The sequence below is a fragment of the Plantactinospora sp. CNZ321 genome, assembly GCF_004217235.1.
Window position 1 is genome coordinate 1808948 of sequence record NZ_SHKQ01000001.1, and the last position, 18639, is coordinate 1827586.

An 18639-nucleotide genomic window follows, 5' to 3' on the forward strand; every position below is an offset into this window, starting at 1 on the left:
TCGATTGCGCTGATCCGCCCGGTCTCAGAAGTTGGCCCGGTCGGGCGTTCAGAGGGCCAGCCTGTCCGGTCTGGGCACGGCGCCCAGGTCGAGGACCCGGCCGAGGTACCGGCACTGCTCGACGGGATGACGACTGTCCGGTCGTCAGCCGAATGTCCGATTTTTTGGCATGATCGTCTGGCGGGTCGGCCCGGATCGCGGAACACCGGGCCGGCGGCCATGGTTATACCCGGCGTACGTCCGCAGCAGCAGCCCCCGGTCTGCCGGGTCGGCTGTGCGGGTGGATGGGTCGGTGCCGGGCCCCGGGAATGACGGGCCGCCGGCCCCGGTTACATCCCTCGGCACCCCGGAGCAGCGAGCGGTCGGCACGCCGCCGCCCGTGCGCCCTGAGGTGTTCTTTCCCCCCGAGTTTCTTCGGGTTTCTTTCCTTTCGACCTGCCCGTCTGTCGGGTGGTGTCGTACCCCCGGAATGGAAGGCGACCATCATGACTTTCGTCAACCGATGGCTCCCGGCCATCACCGAGAAGACTCCGATCCGTAAGACCGCGCTGGGTGTCGCCGGACTCGCCGTCGTCGGTGGCGCGTTCGCCGGCCCCGTGATCGCGATGGACAACAACCCGACCCCGGGCGGCTCGCCGACCGCGGCGGCGGTGACCGCCGACATCAGGCAGATCGACAAGCGGGCACCGTCGAAGGTCCTCGACTACCAGTACAAGGCGCAGGAGAACTTCTACTACTGCGCGCCGGCCGCGACCAGGATCGCCCTGACCGCGCAGGGACAGACGCCGAGCCAGGACGAGATGGCACGGCAGTTGCACACGACCGAGGCGGGAACGGACTCGGCCGAGGACACCACCCGGGTGCTCAACTCCGCCGGTGGTAAGGACTACCACACGGTCGCGATCCCGGACGCCACGGCGAAGCCGGAGCAGATGGACCGGCTCCAGGTCGACGTGGTCAACGCGATCGACGGTAACCGTCCGGTGGTGATGAACATCAAGGGCACCGCCACCGATGTCGATGGTGTGTCGCACTCGTACCCGGGTGGGCACTACCTGACGGTGGTCGGCTACGACGACCACGGCCGTAAGGTCAGGATCGCCGACCCGGCCAACCCGAACCAGGCCGAGTACTGGATGAGCACCATCACCCTGGCCAACTGGGCCGCCGAACGCGGCTACTCCGCATAACCAGAACCGGACACCACACGAAAGGGCCAGCCCCGACCGGGGCTGGCCCTTTCGCCGTCCGGCGGAACACCGGCGTAGCCGGAGTCCGCCGGCCCCCGTGCCGACCAGAGCGCGGCCAACTCGTCCGCCAGCGCGAGCGGTGTCGGCCCGCCCACTCTGCCCGGCACAATGGCCTGATGAGCAGAGCCAAACAGGAGGCAGCCGACCGGTCCATATCCTCCGGCTCCGACTTCCTCCAGCTCGACATCGGTGACGCGCCGGCCGGGGGCCGGGCCGACTGGCTCGCCAGCCGACTGCGGTCGGCGATCTCCGACGGCCGGGTGCCGGTGGGCGGGCGGTTGCCGGCGACCCGGGTACTCGCCGCCGAGCTGGGCGTCTCCCGGGGGGTGGTCACCGAGGCGTACCAGCGGCTGGTCGAGGACGGTCACGTCGCCGGGCGGGGCCGGGGCGGGACGATCGTCGTCTCCGCCCCGATCGGCGCACCCGCCGTCCCCGCCCGGTCGACCGGCACCTCGGCCGCGCCGTCCCGGTCCACCGGCATCCCGGCCGTGACCGCCCGGTCCACCGGCATCCCGGCCGTGACCGCCCGGTCCACCGGCATCCCGGCACCGGCCGCCGGGCCCTTCGCCGCCGGCCCCCGCACCGACATCTTCGACTCGCTCCGCGCCGCGCCGGCCCGGATCGACCTGACCCCGGGGGTACCCGATCTCGCCGCCTTTCCCCGCGCGGCCTGGCTGCGGGCCGAACGCGCCGTGCTGCACGCTCTGACGCCCGGCGACTTCGGCTACGGCGACCCGAGGGGCGCCCCGAGGCTGCGGGAGGCGGTCGCGCGCTGGCTGGCCCGCAACCGGGGGATCGGCGTGGACCCGGACGAGGTGCTGGTGGTGGCCGGCGTCGCGCAGGCGCTGACCCTGCTCGGGCAGGTGCTGCCCCGCGACGGGCTGCGGACGGTGGCGGTCGAGGACCCGGGCTCCCTCGGGGTCCGGCAGCAACTGTCCAACTGGGGGCTGGCGACGCCGCCGATCCCGGTCGACGCCGCCGGGCTGTGTGTCGACGAACTCGTGGCCAGCGATGCCCCGGCGGTGATGCTGACCCCGGCGCACCAGTTCCCGACCGGGGTGGTGCTGGACGGTGCCCGGCGGCGCGAGCTGATGCGTTGGGCGACCGGCGGAGGGCTGATCATCGAGGACGACTACGACGCCGAACACCGGTACGACCGACCACCCGTACCGGCGCTCCGGGCGATGCTGCCCGAACAGGTCTGCTACGCCGGCAGTGTCTCCAAGCTGCTCGCCCCCGCCCTGCGGGTCGGCTGGCTGCTCGCACCGAGCCGGTACCGCGCCGCCCTGGTCGACGCGAAGCGGACCGCGGATCTCGGCAACGCCGCCCTGCCGCAACTGGTGCTGGCCGAGTTGATGGAGTCGGGAGGGCTGGAACGCCACCTGCGGCTCCTCCGCCGTCGCCACGTCCGGCGCCGGGACGCGATGATCGCCGCGATCCGGGCCCACCTGCCGGACGCGGTCGTGCACGGCGCGGCGGCGGGCCTTCACCTCATGATCACCTTTGTCGGTGGCCGAGGCGATCGCGTCGACGACGTCGAGCTGGCTACCGCGGCGCTCGCCCGGGGTGTCAAGGTGCAGCCGCTCTCCTGGCACCGGCAACGTCCCGGCCCGCCGGGCCTGGTGCTCGGCTACGCCGCCAGCACCACCGCCGAGATCTCCGACGGCATCGCCGCCGTCGGTGCCGCAGCCCGCTGACATTATCGGGGTTCTGCCGCAGCCCGCTGACATGATCGAGGTTGTCGAAAGGAGCGCGACGTGGTGGACGCGACGCAGGTGACGGATCCGTGCTGCCAGCATGCCGAGGGACCGGTCTGGGACCCCCGGACCGGTCGGCTGTTGTGGGTGGACATGCTGGCCGGCGACGTACTGACGATGACGCCGGGGGCCGGGCGGGTGGATCGGCACCACGTCGACAGCGTCGCGGCGGTGGTGCGACCCCGGGCCGGGGACGGCTACCTGGTCGCGGTGGAGCGCGGGTTCCTGTTCACCGACGCGCAGCTCCGGCCGGTACGCCGGCTGCCCAACGTCTGGGCCGATCCGGACCTGCGGATGAACGAGGGCGGCTGCGACCCGGCCGGCCGGTTCTACTGCGGCTCGATGGCGTACGACACCAGGCCGGGGGCGGCCGCGCTCTACCGGCTGGACGCCGACCTGGTGGCCCGGCGGGTACTCACGGATGTCACCATCTCCAACGGCATCGGCTGGTCGCCCGACGGCACCCTGGCGTACTACGTCGACACCCCGACCCAGCGCGTCGACGTCTTCGACTACGCCGCTGACGAGGCGGCGCTGACCGGCCGGCGGCCGTTCGCCCGGATCGAACCCGCCGACGGCTCGCCGGACGGGCTGACGGTGGACGCCGAGGGCGGGGTGTGGGTCGCGCTCTGGGGCGGTGGCGAGGTACGCCGCTACGCACCGGACGGCCGGCTGGACGTACGGCTGGCGGTGCCGGCCCGTCAGGTCACCGCCTGCACCTTCGGCGGACCGGAGCTGCGCGATCTCTACATCACCACCTCCCGGCTCGGCCTGGACGACCCGGAGCCGGCCGCCGGTGCGCTGTTCCGGGCCGAGCCCGGGGTCGCCGGGCTGCCGGTCACCCCGTTCCGGGCCTGAACCGGTCACCTGCCCCGGTGCCGGCGTCTCAACACGCGAGTTGAGACTTTTGGCCGGAGACGCCCGGACAACCTTGCCGAACTCTTAACATGGCGGTTCAACGATATTGTTGAGGGAATGAGTGTCGTTGAACTTTCCGGGCCGGACGGGCCGGTCACCGAGTGGATCCGGGTCACCGGCGCCCGCGAACACAACCTCGCGGACGTCGAAGTCGAGATCCCCAAGCGCAGGCTGACCGTCGTCACCGGCGTCTCCGGATCGGGGAAGTCGTCGCTGGTCTTCGAGACGATCGCGGTCGAGGGCCAGCGGCAGATGACCGAGATGCTGCCGATGTTCGTCCGCAACTTCCTGCCGAGTACCGCCAGACCGGCCGTCGACCTGATCGAGCATTTGCCGGCGACGGTCGCGATCGACCAGCGACCGCTCACCGGCGGGCCGAGGTCGACCGTCGGCACCATCACCGACATCGCCCCGCTGCTGCGGCTGCTCTTCGCCCGGGTCGGCGAGCCGTTCGTCGGCTACCCCGACGCGTTCTCGTTCAACATGCCCGCCGGGATGTGCCCGGAGTGCGAAGGGCTCGGCGAGGTCACCGACGTCGACCTGGCCACCTTCCTCGACCCCACCCGGTCGCTCAACGAGGGGGCCCTGCTCGCCCCGACGTTCAAGGTGGGCAGCCGGGACTGGCACCTGCTCGCCACCTCGGGCCGGCTCGACCCGGACAAGCCGGTGTCGGCGTACTCGGACCGGGAACTCGACGACCTGCTGTACGCGACCGACGGCACGGTGCCGCTGGAGGTCGGTGGGTCGACGATCCACCTGAGCTACGAGGGCGCGGTGGTGAAGTTCCGCCGACGCTACCTCGACCAGCAGACGGAGCCGGGGGAGCGGACCCGGCGGATGGTGCGGGAGCACACCACCTCGGTGCGGTGCCGGGGGTGCGGCGGCAGCCGGCTGTCGCCGCTGGCGCGCTCCAGCCGGATCGGCGGGCATGACATCGCCGAACTCTGCGCGATGGAGGCCGAGGAACTGCTCGGCGTACTGGCCGGGCTGGAGGTGCCGGCGGCCAAGCCGGTGCTGGACACCCTGGTCGGCCAGGTCGGGCACCTGGTGGAGATCGGGCTCGGCTACCTGAGCCTGGACCGGCGCACCAGTACGCTCTCCGGGGGCGAAGCCCAGCGGGTCAAGATCGTACGACACCTCTCCAGCAGCCTGAACGACCTGCTCTACATCTTCGACGAGCCGAGCGTCGGGCTGCATCCCCGGGACGTGCACCGGCTCACCAACCTGCTGCGCACGTTGCGGGACAAGGGCAACACCGTGCTGGTCGTCGAGCACGACCGTGACGTGATCGCGGCCGCCGACCACGTGCTCGACCTGGGCCCCGGCGCCGGTACGGCGGGCGGCCGGGTGGTCTACGCCGGCGGGGTCGACGGGCTCGTCGACGCCGACACCGCGACCGGCCGGGCGATGACCCGGGGCACCCGGCTGAAGGCGACGGTACGCACCCCGACCGGCGTCCTGCCGATCGTCGAGGCCCGCACGCACAACCTGCGCGACCTCAGCCTCGACATCCCGTCCGGGGTGCTCACCGTGATCGCCGGGGTGGCCGGCGCGGGCAAGTCGAGCCTGGTGGACGGCGCGTTCCGGGCCCAGCATCCCGAGGCGGTGATCGTGGACCAGTCGATGCCGCACGCCAACCGCCGGTCCACCGTCGTCACCTACACCGGGGTCGCCGACCAGATCCGGACCGAGTTCGCCCGGGCCAACCGGGTCAGTCCGGCCCTGTTCAGCGCGAACTCCTCGGGGGCCTGCGCCACCTGTGCGGGCCTGGGCGTGGTGCAGACGGACTTCGGCGCGCTGGAGGGCATCTCGCTGGTCTGCCAGACCTGCGACGGCCGCCGCTTCTCCGACGAGGTGCTGGGCTACCGGCTGCGCGGACGGACCATCAGCGACGTGCTGGAGATGACGGTCGCGCAGGGGCGGGAGTTCTTCGCCGGCAGCCGCCGGATCGCCCCGGTGCTGGCGGCGATCGCCGACGTCGGGCTCGACTACCTGCGGCTCGGCCAGGCGCTGACCAGCCTCTCCGGTGGCGAGTGCCAGCGGATCAAGCTCGCCACGCACCTGCGCGGCGGCGCCCCGGCGTACGTGCTCGACGAGCCGACCACCGGGCTGCACATGGCGGACGTGGGTCGGCTGCTGGGCGTACTGGACCGGCTGGTCGACGAGTACGGGGCGACCGTACTCGTGATCGAGCACAACCTGGACGTCGTCGCGTACGCCGACTGGGTGGTGGAGCTCGGGCCGGAGGGCGGCAGCCGGGGTGGCCGGGTGCTCTACCAGGGCGAGCCGGGTGGCCTGGTCGAGCTGGCCACCTCGCCCACCGGCGTACACCTGCGCCGGGCCCTGGGTGCCGCGGCGGTGCCGGCATGACGCCGGTGACCGAGGGCGACCGCCGCCGCCTCGCGGCCGCCGTCGCCGAGGCGGCCGGGGCGGTGGTCGAGCTGCTCGGCGCGTACCCGGTGCGGGCCGGCACGCCGGTCCCGGTCGCCGAACTGTTGCCGCCGCTGGCCGCGCGGCACCGCGCCCTCCAGGAGGCGGTCGACGGCTATCCCGGCCCGCTGGCCGTGGACCCGGCCGGCCGACCCGACCCGCTGGGCGGGGAGCTCGCCGGCCTGATGAGCTGGCTGCAACTGCTGGGGGTGCTCTATCGCGGGCTGGACGACATCCCCGAGTCGATGCGGATCACCGCCGGTCGGAGCTTCGCGGCCGCGCACCTCGCCGCCCGACGGGTACGCGACCGGGCCCGCCGCCTGGCCGGCTGACCGCCGCCCGACGGGCCGGCAGGTCAGCCCGCCCGTCGGGCGGCGCTACGTCTCGACCCGCTCCTCGCCGACCCGGACGATCAGCCGGCTGGCCACGGCGGCGTAGCAGATCATCAGCAGGGCGAGCAGGGGCACCAGGACGATCGGCGGCGGTATCAGGGCGGCGGCGCCGAGCAGCCCGACGCCGACCGCCGCGATCCCGATCCGCAGCGCCGGTACCCTGCCCAGCGCGATCCGTTGCAGCGCCAGGCCACCGACCATCCAACTGGCGAGCGAGACCGCCAGCAGCAGGCGCAGCATCTGCGGCAGGTGCTCCCGGCCGGCCCCGGCCTCCCGGACGGCCTGGCCCAGGCACCAGCCGAGCAGCAGCAGCGCGGAGCCGACCACCCCGTGCGCGGTCGCGTAGCCGATGCCGGCGCTCAACCGCGACGTGGTCAGCCCCACGGTCACGAAGGTGGTGTAGACCCACCATATCGAGGCGGGGATGAGGAAGCCGGTGAGCGCCACCACGACGGCGGCCGGCGACGGGCGGGTCGGCACCGCGTCGATCAGGTCGGTCAGGCTGATCCCGAGCAGGATGATGGTGAACTGCCCGATCCGTTCCGGCAGGTGTGACGGGTGGACCGGATGCTGCACCAGCCAACGGCGGCCGAGCCACGGGGTCAGTACCTCGACGACCAGTCCGATCAGCCAGAGCAGCGGACGGTTGTGTGCCGGTACGGCGAGCGAGGCGACCCAGAAGAGCAGGCCCGCGCCGAACCCGACGAGGTAGACGGTGGTCAGCCGGCGTGCGGTGGTACCGACGCCGCGTACCCGGAGGTAGAGCACCAACAGGGTGCCGCGGACCACGAGGTAGCCGACGGGTAGCAGCCGGGTCTCCGGAGCATCCTCGGCGCCGATCGCCATGATGCCCGCGCCGATCATGCCGGCGAGGACGACCAGCCGGTGGCCGAGGTCGTCGGGGTCGAAACGGGTGTCGTAGAAGGCCTGCCCGACCCAGGCCCAGTAGACGATCACGAAGAGGCCGGCGGTCCAGAGGATCTCGCCGGTGTCGGGGACCACCTCGGCGAGCCGGCTCTGCACGGCCGCGAGGGCCAGTACGAAGACCAGGTCGAAGAAGAGTTCGAGCCAGGACGCGTGCCGCTCCTCCTCGCCGGGCAGGGAATCCGGGTCCAGGCCCCAGCGCTCGACGAGCCGGCGTGGCCGGATCACCCCGTGCTCCGGTCGCCGGTCCGGCCGCCCCGGCACGGTACGCGGTGCCGCCTCCAGCTCACAGACGGTAATCATTCCGTCTGGGTCGGGCGGGTCGGGCGGGATCGGCGAATCCCGTTCGGGGGCGAATCCGGGGTCGGGTAGGGGTTAGATCAAGGGCGGTTCTGCCAGCTTTCAGTCGCATATGCCCGTTTTATATATCAGCCGTTCGGCTAGCCTCAGCCAATACCAACGGGCTAAGGTGATGCCTGAACAGCCAGCGCAGGGAGGAACCACATGAGCACCACAACCACCAGAACCACCACCACCACCCACACCACCAACCCCACCCTCACCGACACCGCCACCGACCTCCTCCACGCCATGACCGCCCTACCCACCCACCACCCCTCCCGACCCACCCTCCGCGACAAAGCCATCGAAGCCTGGCTCCCCCTCGCCCACCACCTCGCCCACCGCTACAGCGGACGCGGCGAACCCACCGACGACCTCACCCAAACCGCCGCCATCGGCCTCATCAAAGCCATCAACAAATGGGACCCCACCCGCGGCGTCGACTTCGCCGGCTACGCCATCCCCACCATCATCGGCGAACTCAAACGACACTTCCGCGACCGCACCTGGGACATCCGCGTCCCCCGCCGCCTCCAAGAACTCCGCCTCGCCATCAGCGAAGCCAACAGCACCCTCCTACAAACCCTCGGCCGCTCCCCCACCATCACCGACATCGCCACCCACCTCAACCTCACCGAAGAAGACATCCTCGAAGGCCTCGAAGGCGCCCGCGCCTACAACGCCGTCTCCCTCTCCACCCCCACCGGCGACGGCGAACGCACCACCGAACTCGGCGACCTCCTCGGCACCGAAGACAACCAATACGAACTCGCCGAACTCCGCGTCGCCCTCGGCCCCGCCCTCGCCACCCTCGACGAACGCGAACAAAAAATCCTCACCCTCCGCTTCTACGGCAACCTCACCCAATCCCAAATCGCCGAACACATCGGCGTCTCCCAAATGCACATCAGCCGCCTCCTCACCCGCGCCCTCACCAAACTCCGCACCCAACTCGCCGACACCTACTGACGGCGCGGCGGGCAGCCCGCAGGACCCGAACCGCAGGAAGCGGGGCGGCACCGTGAATCGTTCGCCCGGATGCCGCCGCGGGCGTCGGATCAGGCGATCCGGTAGCCGACCCCCGGCGTCGTCGCGATGGCCGGTGGGTCGCCGAGCTTCCGTCGTAACCGGCCAACGGTCACCGTGACGGTGTTGGTGAACGGATCGGCGTTCTCGTCCCAGACCTGCTCCAGCAGCGCCTCGGTACTCAGGAAGCCCGGACTGGCCCGCAGCAGCGCCTCCAGCACCGCGAACTCCTTCACCGAGAGGTTGAGGTGCCGTCCGTCCCGGACGGCGGTCCGGCGTACCGGATCCAACGTGATCCCGCCCGCGTGCAGCGTCCGGGGCCGCGCGTCCGGCCTGCGCCGGGCCAGCGCCTGGATCCGCAGGATCAGCTCCGGGAAGTGGAAGGGCTTGCCGAGATAGTCGTCCGCACCGAGGGTCAGCCCACTGACCCGGTCACCGGGCGCGCTCGCCGCGGTCAGCATCAGCACCATCGGCCGGCCGGTCCGCTCGCTGATCATCTGACACAGTGTGTCGCCGTGCAGGCCGGGCAGGTCCCGGTCCAGGACCACCACGTCGTGCGTGCCGAGGTCGAGCTTCGCGCCGGCGGTCAGCCCGTCGTACGCGATGTCGACGGCCATCCCCTGGTCGCGCAGCCCTTCCGCGACGACCTCGGCGAGAGCGTGATCGTCTTCGACGACGAGGATTCTCACGCTGTCACCGGCACCTTCCCCGCCGGAAGCGTGATCGACACTCCCAGACCGCCCTCCGGCCGGGCGCGCAGGACGAGCCGGCCGCCGTGGGCGGCGGCGACGGCGGCCACGATGGAGAGTCCGAGCCCTGAGGAGCCGTGACGCTCACCGCCGAGCCGCTCGAAGGGCCGCGCCAGCCGGTCGACCTCCCGCTGGTCGAGAAGGCGACCACCGGTCTCGACGACGAGTACCGTCTCCTCCTCGCCCGCCGATCCGGTGATCCCGATCCATCCGCCCTGCTCGTTGTGGGTCACAGCGTTGTCGACGACGTTGTCCACCAGCCGCGCCAGCAGCGCCGGGCTGCCGTGGGTCGCCGTGCCCGGTGGTACGTCCACCGTCACGTTCAGCCGCTTCGCCCGTACGTCGGCAGTCCGCTCGTGCAGGGCCGCGCCGACGAGGTCGCCGAGGTCGACGGTGGTGGCGTCGGCCAGTGCCCCGTGCTGGGCCCGGGCCAGCACGAGGAACCCGTCGAGCAGGTGGTCGACCCGGTCCAACTGGCGGCGCAGCCGATCCGCCAGCGCCACCGTCGAGGGGGGCGGGTCGGGCTTGGCGACCGCGACATCCAGCGACGCCCGCATCGTCGCCAGCGGCGTACGCAACTCGTGGGACGCGTTGGCGACGAAGCGGCGCTGTGCGGTGAACGAGGCTTCGAGCCGTTCGAGCAGTTCGTCGATGGTGTCGGCGAGGTCCTTCACCTCGTCGGCCGGGCCGTCCACCGCCAGCCGCCGGTCCAGGCTGTCGGCGGAGATGCGCCGGGTGGCGCGGGTGATGAGCCGCAGCGGTCGGAGTACCCGCCCGGCCAGCACCCGACCGAGCAGCAGTGACACGACCGCCATCACGATCAGCGCCATCAGCGAGCCGGCCAGCAGTTGGCGGGCCTGCTCCGCCTGCACGGCGGCCAGTTGCTCCTCCAACTGCCGGATCCGCTGCTGCGCCGGGCCGCCCTGGCCGGGCGGCGGACCTCCGGCGGGTACGACGCTGCTGATGCTGCCGCCGGAGAGCAGAAAGGTCAGGGCCGACAGCCCGACACCGGAGACGAGGAACACCAGGGCGTAGAGGGCGGTGAACCTCGCCCGCACGGTCCCGCTGAGCAGCCTGAGCATGCCTTCCAGGATGCCCGGGGCCACCTAACAACGGCGTGACAGCGCCGGTTCGGGCCCCGTTACCCGCCGATGCGTAGAACCGAAGGCATGTCGACCACCGACCTCCTCCGGCGGGAATGGACCGCGTTCCGTCGCCCCGGCCGGCTGGCCGCCCTGGCCGCCGCCGCCGTCACCGTCATCGCGCTGGGTCTGCTCTACGCCTTCGGCAGCCACTCGTCCTGCTCCGGGCCGTGCCCGGGCGTTCCCGTGGCCAGCGACGGCGCCACCGTCAGCGACAGGTTCTGGTTCCTGCACCGCGACCTGGGCCGCGAGGGCAGCATCACGGTGCGGATGACCTCGATGTCCGGGACGATCACCTATCCTCCGCCGGACCATGACGAGATCGTGTCCGGGCTGGTGCCATGGGCGAAGGCGGGGATCATCGTCAAGGACGGCGTGCGGCCGGGCTCGCGGTACGCGGCACTCATGATGACCGGCGGCCACGGCGTACGCTTCCAGCACGACTACGCCCACGACGTCGCCGGGAGCGCGGGCGACGTTTCCGAGCAGTCCCCGCGCTGGTTGCGGCTGACCCGCTCGGGCGACACCATCACCGGCTCCGAGTCGGTCGACGGCGAGCAGTGGCGCACCGTCGGGACGGCGAGGCTCGACGGGCTGCCGGACACCGTGCAGGTCGGCCTCTTCGCCACCTCGCCCGGCGACCTCACCCTCCGGAAGGTCGCCCTCGGCGGCGCCGTCGAGGAGTCCCGGTTCACCCAGGCCGTCGGTGTCTTCGACAACGTCGCCGTCGTCGGCGGCACCGCCGAGGCATGGGACAGCGACCCGGTCGGCGAGATGAACCACACCGACTGGGAGAGGTACCACAACCCGTCGGGCGCCACCGAGCGGGACGGTGTCATCACGGTCAGCGGTACCGGCGACATCGGGCCGCTCAACGAGGAGGGCGCGCGTACCGTCGAGAACACCCTGATCGGCCTGGTGGTTGCCCTGATCGTCATGCTCGTCGTCGCGGTCCGTCACGGCACCCGCGCAACTCGGCAGGCGATCGGTCGGCGGGCGATCGTCGCCCGGGCGGCGGTCGTCGGCGCGGCCACCTTCGTCACCGGTCTGGTCGCCGTCGGCGTCGTCCTTCCGGTGGGTGCGGCGATCCTGAAGAGCAACGGAAACCCGGTGCAGTCGATGTCGGTACCGACCGGCGCCCGGGTGATCATCGGGATTTCGGTGGTGCTCGCCCTCTGCGCTGTCCTCGGGCACGGGCTCGGTGTGTGGCTGCGTCGCGGCCCGGTGGCGATCCTCGTCGGGCTGTCGCTGGTCGCGGTGCCCTACGCCGTCACCGCGCTCCCGCTACTGCCCGACCCGGTCTCCGAGTGGCTGCTGCGGCTCACCCCGGCCGCCGGCTTCGCCGTCAAGCAGACGACGCAGGAATATCCGCAGGTCGTCGCCCACTACGCACCGTCGGCCGGGTACTTCCCGCTGCCCTGGTGGGCGGGGCTCGCGGTGCTCTGCGCGTACACCCTGATCGTGCTGCGGATGGCCGTCGGCCGGCAGCCGGCGGTGGACACCGACTGGCGATAGCAGGCCGTGCCGGAACGACCCCGCGCCGTTCCGGGTTCGGGTCCGTCCGTTCTAGAGCGGTGACCGTACAGAGACGGAGTACTACGCGTGACGTCCGCGGCGGCAGACAGTTGGGCGATGCCTTCCGGATCGCTGGTGAAGACGATCGCGTCGCAGGTCAGAGCAATAGCGACGACGCGCGCGATCCTTTCCGCAAACCCCAGGCGACATCGCGTACGGCGAGGCCAGTCGTTCCGGCGAACCGTGCCGGTAGGGCGAGTCGAGATCACCGAGCACCGCCCGAAGCCCGCGAGCGGGGCAACCTACGGGTAGCGGATCACCGGCGATCGTGGCGGTGTGGTTCGCATGGTGGTACCTCCGGCCCACCGACTTCTCTGAACTGCGGTTCTTGGCCGTGTCGCAGTCGTCATGCGGAACCGATTGATCGAAGCCTCAAGTCTTTCTGGCGAGCGAGTGATGCTGCATGCATAATGAATGCATGGTTGCTCTCCAGATTCGGGACGTGCCGGAAGAAGTACGAGACGCCCTGGCAGCGCAGGCTAAGGCGCGCGGGCAGTCACTCCAGGCGTACCTGTTGGATCTGGTGGAGACCCAGGCTCGGCGGCTGCGCAACACCGCGGCCCTTGATCGCTTCGCCGGCCGATCGGACGGTGCTCGCTCCCTGCCGGGGGAGAGCGTGGCCGAGTTGAATGACCAGCGGGAGCAGCGCGGACCGTGGGACAGCGCCGAATGATCGTCGTGGATGCGTCGGTTCTGGCCGACGCCCTGGTCGACGACGGGCCGGTCGGCGACGCGGCGCGGGCGGAGCTGACCGGAGATCCGCACTGGGCCGCACCGAGCCATCTTCTGGTCGAGGTCATTTCGGTGATCAGAGGCAAAGTCCTCGGTAGGAAGCTGGGCCTTGCCCGGGCTCAGGAGGCGATCGGCACCCTGCCCTCGTTGGTCATCGATGAGGTTGCCATCGCTATGCTGCTCGACCGGATGTGGCAGTTGCGGGGCAATGTCACGGCGTACGACGCGGCTTACGTCGCGGCGGCGGAGTTGTTGGCCTGCCCGCTCGTGACCGGTGATGGTCGGCTCGCCAAGGCCAGCGGCGTCCGCTGCGAGTTCCGACTACTCGCGGTGTCCTGACGGTGGCCGCCCGAGGATCATCGGCCTGACGCCCTCGGGCCGGACAACCTGACTGGAAGCGGATCACCGGCGATCGTCGCGGGGGTGGTTCGCATGGGGGTACCTCCGCCCCACCGACCGTTGTCCCTGTTCAAGCATGCTGCCGACGACCCGGACGGACCGCGTCAAGGTCTGGGCCGACGCTCTCAGTCCGCACTGGGTCCGCAGGCTCTGGCGGCCGGCGACACCGCGGCAGTCCAGGCTGTCTTTGGTGGGATCGTCGAGGTGGCGCGAACATCACCCACTCGCCGACGTCGGCAACATCGCTGACCTGAAGCGGGCCATGGGCGACCTCAGAACACGAGATCAGGCGATCTGCCGGAGGTCGCTGCCGTAGTCGAAGATGATCCGCATCCGGGCACCCAGTGCTCGTGCGTACCGGCTGAGGGTCGCCACCTCGTTGGCGTCCAGATCGCCGTTCTCGATCTGACTCACCCGGCCGGGCGTAACCCCCATCAGCTCGGCCACCTGCCGCTGGGTAAGGCCGAGACGCTTGCGCTCCTCGGCGAGGTGGAACGCGCCGACCCACGCCTCGGTGCGGGCGCGTTCCGCATCGAGCGCGTCGTCGTCCCCATCGTGCAACTCGGCGCGGATGTCGTCCCAGTCATGGAAGTCGACCATCAGCCCTCCCTTCGTTTCCTCTCGAAGGCAAGCCAACCCTCATAAGCGACCTCGGCGATCGGGATCGCGTTCTCGTACCACCGCGTCCAGTCTCCCGCCTTGTTGCCCGCGACCAACAGCACCGCCTGCGACCAGGGATCAAAGGCGAACAGAACCCGAATGGCGACGTTCCGCCCAGACCTCGGCCGTAGCTCCTTGAGGTTGCTGATACTCGAACCCCGGAGAGTGTCGACCAGCGGACGCCCCAGGCCCGGACCGGTTTCGGCGAGCATGTCGATGGCCACGTTGACGGATCGGTACGCCGCCGGGTCGGACTGACGTAGGGCCCGTAGCCAGTTGCGGACCTCGCCTGTGGTCCTGACTGCCCAGCGGTGGGCCGGCCCGTTGGTCACGGAACAACTATAGCTCAACCTATACACAGCCGATCCCGGTTGTGGCCGAGCCAGCGAAACCCTTACCTGCCAGGCCGCACGTGGACGTGCGAACCGCGAGAGCGCAGGTCAAAACGAGATCACGTTATGAGGTGGGGCGGAGGTACCACCATGCGAACCACGCCGCCACGATCGCCGGTGACCCGCTACCGCTGACTTTGCCCAGCTCACGGGCACCGGGCGGCGCCCGATGAACCCGACCCACCCAGCCGAACAACCAACACGGTTCGTCGATGCCGAAGAGATCAACCCGTTCAAGCTCCTTCTCGATCTTCATGACCATGATGTCGCACGGACGGCGGGATCCGGCCGTGACGACTTCTTGGCGGAGCTGGCGTTGTCCGCTGCGGTGGTGTCCTGGTGGACACGCTGGCAACCCTTGATGATCCACGCCGCTCTGCGGGCCGGGGCGGACCCGGCGGACATCGCCGATGCGACTTGCTTGGAGGCCGACGAGGTCGTCCGCCGGTGGCGGCGGTGGACCGATGTCGAGACGCGGCTGGACATCAGTGGATGTCCGTCGGTGGACCCCGCCGAGGTCCGAACCATCGAACATCGGCTCGGTCTGGGCGTGGTCAGATGACGCCAACCCAGATTGCCCGTGACGTGAGCACGGTGGCTGTGGCTGGGATCGCGGCGTGGTCGTCCTGGAGCCACATGGTCGCCGTGGCCTTGGAGTTCGGCGAGCGTCCCGCAGTTGCCTACGTATTGCCGTTGTCGGTCGACGGAATGCTTGTCGTCGCCTCGGCAGCGATGATGGAGGACAAACACGCCGGACGAAAGGTGCGCTGGTCCGCCCGGATCGCCTTCGGGGCGGGGGTGGCCGCTACAGAGGTTGAAAGGCTGACGTCGTTCGACGTGCCCGCGTGATCTGCGTCGATGGTTTGGGTAGGTCGGGGTGATGAGGTATCCGGCTGGTGGTGGCATGAACGCGGCAGCCCGGGTCCGGCGTGAGAAGGTCCGGATCCTGGCCGCGACCATGTTCGAAGAGTCCAAACCGACTGCTCAGATCGCTTCTGAGCTGCGGGTTTCCGAGAAGTCCGTCCGTGAGTGGCGACGTAGATGGGTAGCCGGCGGAACGAACGCCCTGGCGTCGACCGGGCCGGGTGGCTCGGACTGCAAGCTCTCCGCTGACCAGCGGAAGGAACTCGCGGAGATGCTCGATGAAGGTCCTCTTGCCCACGGCTGGGAGGACGCCCGCTGGACCCTGGCCCGTGTCGCCGAGGTCATCGAACGCCGTTTCGCGGTCAACTACACGCTGCGTGGGGTGTCCTATCTGCTGCACCGCCTGGGCTACAGCCAGCAGGTCCCGACCCGGCGGGCGGTCGAGCGTGACCCCGAGGCGATCGCGAGTTGGCACCGCGGGCGGTGGCCGTCGGTAAGAGGTTAGCGGCGGCGCGGGACGCCTGGATCTGCTTCCAGGACGAGGCAGGTCAGGTCCTGCGGCCGCCGGTGAGCAAGACCTGGGCCCGGCGCGGACACACGCCCTTGGTCGAGGTCTCGGGCAAGGGCTCCGCCCGGGTCTCGATCGCCGGCCTGGTCTGCCTCAAGCCCGGACAACGAGGCCGGTTGATGTGGCGGACCCGGCTACACCGCGGCCGTGCGGGCGAACGCGGCAGTTTCAGCGAGGACGACTACATCGCCTTCCTCGATCAGGCCCACCAGCGCCTGCGAACGCCGATCGTGCTGATCTGGGACAACCTCAACGTGCACGTCAGCCGCCGCATGCACGCTCTGATCGCCGCCCGCTCGTGGCTGACCGTGATCCGCCTGCCGTCCTACGCCCCCGACCTCAATCCCACCGAGGGCGTCTGGCGGTGGATGAAACGCGGCCTCACCAACATCGCCGCCCACGGCGTCGACCACCTCGCCGACCTGGTCAGACAACGGCTACGCGCCTGCCAGCAACAGACCGACCTCCTCGCCGGCTTCTTCGCCAACACCGGCATGACCCTCGACCCCGAACTACCGTGACGACCCGAACTTCAGCCTTTCAACCTCTGTAGCGTGGCCGCAAACATCGCCGCCGCCCAGCCGAGCCTCGGGGCACGGATCGTAGCGGCGTGGCCGGCGGTGGCGTTGCTGCTGGTTGTGGAGATGCTGACCAGATCTCACCCGGTGCCATACCGCAACCAAGCCCTGACCAGCGAAACCCCTGGGCTGCAACACGAATCGGTGGCCTCCGACGCCGAACCTGAGCCCGTGGAACCGCGGCAATCGGACCCACCGATGTCTCAGCCGACCGTAGAAGCCAGGCTGAGTATGGTTGCTGAAGACTCGACGGCGAGACGGATTCCAGTAACGCCGCCGCGGCATGGCGCACGACCAGCGACGGTTCGGCCGCAGACTGCTGGGCGGGCGCAGCAAACGGCCGACGTGGTGGCCCAGCTGCGCGCCGAGCGTCCGAAGGCCAGCCTGGCCGAGTTGGCCGCAGCCGCTGGCGTCTCACAACGTCATGTCCGGCGCCTCCTCGCCGCCGAATCCGACAGCTTCGCGTCAACGCCCACGACGGAGTAGGCGTTGCAACCGCGTCAGCAGCACGCCGACTGCAGCCAAACCGAAGGCCGTGACAGCGGACGGAGTCCCGAGGGACGCCATATTGGTGCGCCGTGGACCAGCTAACGGGGACGAGGTGTGGCGCTCGATCCCAGGAGGATCGCCGTCCCGGTTTCCACCCGGACTGACGATCTGAAGGTGCCTCGCGTGGCCCGGCCGGCAACAATTCATGCGACCGCTGTGGGCGACGGAACTGGGTATGACGTCTTCGCAGATGAAGGTGGGATCGTCACACGCCGACGGACTCGACTGACTGGTACTTTGACGGTCGCTACATGCTCAACGATCGCTTCGCCCACCGCTTGAGCGAGCTTCGGCGGCACGGCGTTGCCGATGAGTCGTCCGAGAGGCGCGAACTGCACCGGTTCCTCGGGCGCGACGAACTCGTAGTCACGCGGGAAGCTTTGGAGGACCGCAGCTTCGCGCAGAGAGATTGCCCGGTCCTGTTCCGGATGGCCGAAACGACCGGCACCGTAGTTGTAGGCCAACGTCGTGATGGTGGGTGATGGTTCGTCCCAGACCATTCGGGCGTAGACGTTGCGAAAGGTGGAGCCGGAGGACTTGCGGTGGCACGGAGCACGAAGGTCTTCACGCCAGTCCTCCCAGGTACCGCCCGGTTTCGAGCTTCTGATCCTCGCCAGGTTGACTGGCGTCAGTGTGCGGCTTTTGTGGAGGCGATCGGCAGGGTCGGCTTCTCCGTGGCCGAGTGCAGGTAGCCCGCGAATGGCTTGCTCTACGGTGACGTAGTCGGTCGGTGCAACCGTTCCTTTGGGGACGCGGATCTCGCCGAGGAGTGAGGCGACGAGGACCAAGCGCCGCCGACGTTGGGGGACCCCGTACGCCGGGCAGTGACAGGATTCGTGCTGCACTCTGTAGCCGAGTGCTTTGAGCTTGGCGACGAATGTCTTGAAGATCGGAGTGCTTCCGATGCGAGGAACGTTCTCCATGGTGACGATTTCGGGCATGGTGCCCTCAACCAGACGACTGACCTCGTCGAGCAGTGGCCACTGGGCTTCCTGGGAGGTGTCGGCGCCACGGCGGTACGAGGAGAACGGCTGACACGGGGCACAGCCTGCCAGCACGCGAACTGACCCCCTCGGCCACATGGCGGCAAGTTCCTCAGCGTCCAGCTCGCATACGTCCTTCTTGCGGAAGGGGGCGTGGACATTGGCCTGGTAGGGGTATGCGCACGCGGGATCGATGTCGACACCTGCGACGACGTCGACACCCGCCGCTTGCAGGCCGTATGAGAGACCCCCAACCCCGCAGAAGAGGTCGACTGCCGAGATCTTGATGGTTCGCGGGGCCATGTTGGGACTGTAGTTGGTCGACGGGCGTCGACGCCGACCGGCGTCGACGCTCGCACCTTCGGCCCCCGCGCCAGCGACGTACGGTCGGAAACTTTGACCGCTATGC

At 70.0% G+C, this 18639-nt stretch carries 20 protein-coding genes; 14 read left to right on the forward strand and 6 right to left on the reverse strand.

Annotation, left to right across the window (positions count from 1 at the left end):
* Positions 1 to 485: 485 nt before the first annotated feature.
* The 5 genes from EV371_RS08050 (at position 486) to EV371_RS08070 (ending at position 6687) form a co-directional block, all read left to right on the forward strand.
* Complete coding sequence (locus EV371_RS08050; protein WP_130460946.1) at positions 486 to 1190, forward strand: C39 family peptidase; 705 nt, start codon at positions 486 to 488, stop codon at positions 1188 to 1190.
* A gap of 176 nt (positions 1191 to 1366) precedes the next feature.
* On the forward strand, positions 1367 to 2947 hold the full coding sequence (gene pdxR, locus EV371_RS08055) for a MocR-like pyridoxine biosynthesis transcription factor PdxR (protein ID WP_130461491.1): 1581 nt from the start codon (positions 1367 to 1369) through the stop codon (positions 2945 to 2947).
* Between the two features lie 60 nt (positions 2948 to 3007).
* Positions 3008 to 3865 (forward strand): SMP-30/gluconolactonase/LRE family protein, encoded by an 858-nt coding sequence (locus EV371_RS08060; protein ID WP_130461492.1) that lies wholly within the window; start codon positions 3008 to 3010, stop codon positions 3863 to 3865.
* 117 nt (positions 3866 to 3982) lie between these two features.
* Complete coding sequence (locus EV371_RS08065; RefSeq protein WP_130461493.1) at positions 3983 to 6295, forward strand: excinuclease ABC subunit UvrA; 2313 nt, start codon at positions 3983 to 3985, stop codon at positions 6293 to 6295.
* A complete protein-coding gene (locus EV371_RS08070) occupies positions 6292 to 6687 on the forward strand; it encodes a hypothetical protein (RefSeq protein WP_130461494.1) in 396 nt (131 codons plus the stop codon). The genes EV371_RS08065 and EV371_RS08070 overlap by 4 nt, the downstream gene beginning before the upstream one ends.
* A 45-nt stretch (positions 6688 to 6732) precedes the next feature.
* On the opposite strand, the gene EV371_RS08075 is transcribed toward EV371_RS08070, so the two are convergent.
* The gene (locus EV371_RS08075; protein ID WP_130461495.1) at positions 6733 to 7974 is read right to left on the reverse strand and encodes a low temperature requirement protein A; all 1242 of its coding nucleotides are present in this window, start codon (positions 7972 to 7974) and stop codon (positions 6733 to 6735) included.
* A 201-nt stretch (positions 7975 to 8175) separates the two neighbouring features.
* Between EV371_RS08075 and EV371_RS08080 the strand changes: the two genes are divergently transcribed.
* Positions 8176 to 8982 carry an RNA polymerase sigma factor SigF gene (locus tag EV371_RS08080; protein ID WP_130461496.1) on the forward strand — a complete coding sequence of 269 codons (807 nt, stop codon included), beginning with the start codon at positions 8176 to 8178 and terminating at the stop codon, positions 8980 to 8982.
* Positions 8983 to 9071: 89 nt separating this feature from the next.
* Here EV371_RS08080 and EV371_RS08085 read toward each other — a convergent pair whose 3' ends face one another.
* Together EV371_RS08085 and EV371_RS08090 are read right to left on the reverse strand one after the other, a co-directional pair.
* Positions 9072 to 9728, reverse strand: coding sequence for a response regulator (locus tag EV371_RS08085; protein ID WP_130461497.1), 657 nt, complete (start codon positions 9726 to 9728; stop codon positions 9072 to 9074).
* A complete protein-coding gene (locus EV371_RS08090; protein ID WP_130461498.1) occupies positions 9725 to 10870 on the reverse strand; it encodes an ATP-binding protein in 1146 nt (381 codons plus the stop codon). The genes EV371_RS08085 and EV371_RS08090 overlap by 4 nt, the downstream gene beginning before the upstream one ends.
* 87 nt (positions 10871 to 10957) lie before the next feature.
* Between EV371_RS08090 and EV371_RS08095 the strand changes: the two genes are divergently transcribed.
* The 3 genes from EV371_RS08095 (at position 10958) to EV371_RS08110 (ending at position 13576) form a co-directional block, all read left to right on the forward strand.
* Entirely contained in the window at positions 10958 to 12445 is a 1488-nt protein-coding gene (locus EV371_RS08095; protein ID WP_130461499.1) for a DUF1349 domain-containing protein, read from the forward strand.
* 478 nt (positions 12446 to 12923) lie between these two features.
* Positions 12924 to 13178 carry a FitA-like ribbon-helix-helix domain-containing protein gene (locus EV371_RS08105; RefSeq protein WP_130461500.1) on the forward strand — a complete coding sequence of 85 codons (255 nt, stop codon included), beginning with the start codon at positions 12924 to 12926 and terminating at the stop codon, positions 13176 to 13178.
* Positions 13160 to 13576, forward strand: a complete 417-nt coding sequence (locus EV371_RS08110; RefSeq protein WP_130461501.1) for a PIN domain-containing protein — start codon at positions 13160 to 13162, stop codon at positions 13574 to 13576. The genes EV371_RS08105 and EV371_RS08110 overlap by 19 nt, the downstream gene beginning before the upstream one ends.
* Positions 13577 to 13921: 345 nt before the next feature.
* On the opposite strand, the gene EV371_RS08115 is transcribed toward EV371_RS08110, so the two are convergent.
* Complete coding sequence (locus EV371_RS08115; RefSeq protein WP_088642010.1) at positions 13922 to 14236, reverse strand: transcriptional regulator; 315 nt, start codon at positions 14234 to 14236, stop codon at positions 13922 to 13924.
* Positions 14236 to 14628, reverse strand: a complete 393-nt coding sequence (locus EV371_RS08120; protein WP_130461502.1) for a type II toxin-antitoxin system RelE/ParE family toxin — start codon at positions 14626 to 14628, stop codon at positions 14236 to 14238. Before EV371_RS08120 ends, EV371_RS08115 begins: the two co-directional genes overlap by 1 nt.
* Positions 14629 to 14857: 229 nt before the next feature.
* Here EV371_RS08120 and EV371_RS08130 point away from each other — a divergent pair, with 229 nt between their 5' ends.
* Genes EV371_RS08130 through EV371_RS08150 form a run of 5 tightly spaced genes read left to right on the forward strand, consistent with a single transcriptional unit; the run spans position 14858 to position 17184 of the window.
* Positions 14858 to 15250, forward strand: coding sequence for a hypothetical protein (locus EV371_RS08130; RefSeq protein ID WP_130461504.1), 393 nt, complete (start codon positions 14858 to 14860; stop codon positions 15248 to 15250).
* Positions 15247 to 15537 (forward strand): DUF2637 domain-containing protein, encoded by a 291-nt coding sequence (locus EV371_RS08135; RefSeq protein WP_486484537.1) that lies wholly within the window; start codon positions 15247 to 15249, stop codon positions 15535 to 15537. Before EV371_RS08130 ends, EV371_RS08135 begins: the two co-directional genes overlap by 4 nt.
* A gap of 55 nt (positions 15538 to 15592) precedes the next feature.
* Positions 15593 to 16057 carry a winged helix-turn-helix domain-containing protein gene (locus EV371_RS08140; RefSeq protein ID WP_486484500.1) on the forward strand — a complete coding sequence of 155 codons (465 nt, stop codon included), beginning with the start codon at positions 15593 to 15595 and terminating at the stop codon, positions 16055 to 16057.
* Positions 16036 to 16641 carry a transposase gene (locus tag EV371_RS08145; RefSeq protein WP_486484501.1) on the forward strand — a complete coding sequence of 202 codons (606 nt, stop codon included), beginning with the start codon at positions 16036 to 16038 and terminating at the stop codon, positions 16639 to 16641. Before EV371_RS08140 ends, EV371_RS08145 begins: the two co-directional genes overlap by 22 nt.
* Positions 16642 to 16674: 33 nt before the next feature.
* Positions 16675 to 17184, forward strand: a complete 510-nt coding sequence (locus EV371_RS08150; protein WP_130461505.1) for a hypothetical protein — start codon at positions 16675 to 16677, stop codon at positions 17182 to 17184.
* A 206-nt stretch (positions 17185 to 17390) separates the two neighbouring features.
* On the opposite strand, the gene EV371_RS08155 is transcribed toward EV371_RS08150, so the two are convergent.
* Positions 17391 to 18533, reverse strand: coding sequence for a DNA cytosine methyltransferase (locus EV371_RS08155; protein ID WP_130461506.1), 1143 nt, complete (start codon positions 18531 to 18533; stop codon positions 17391 to 17393).
* Between the last annotated feature and the right edge of the window lie 106 nt (positions 18534 to 18639).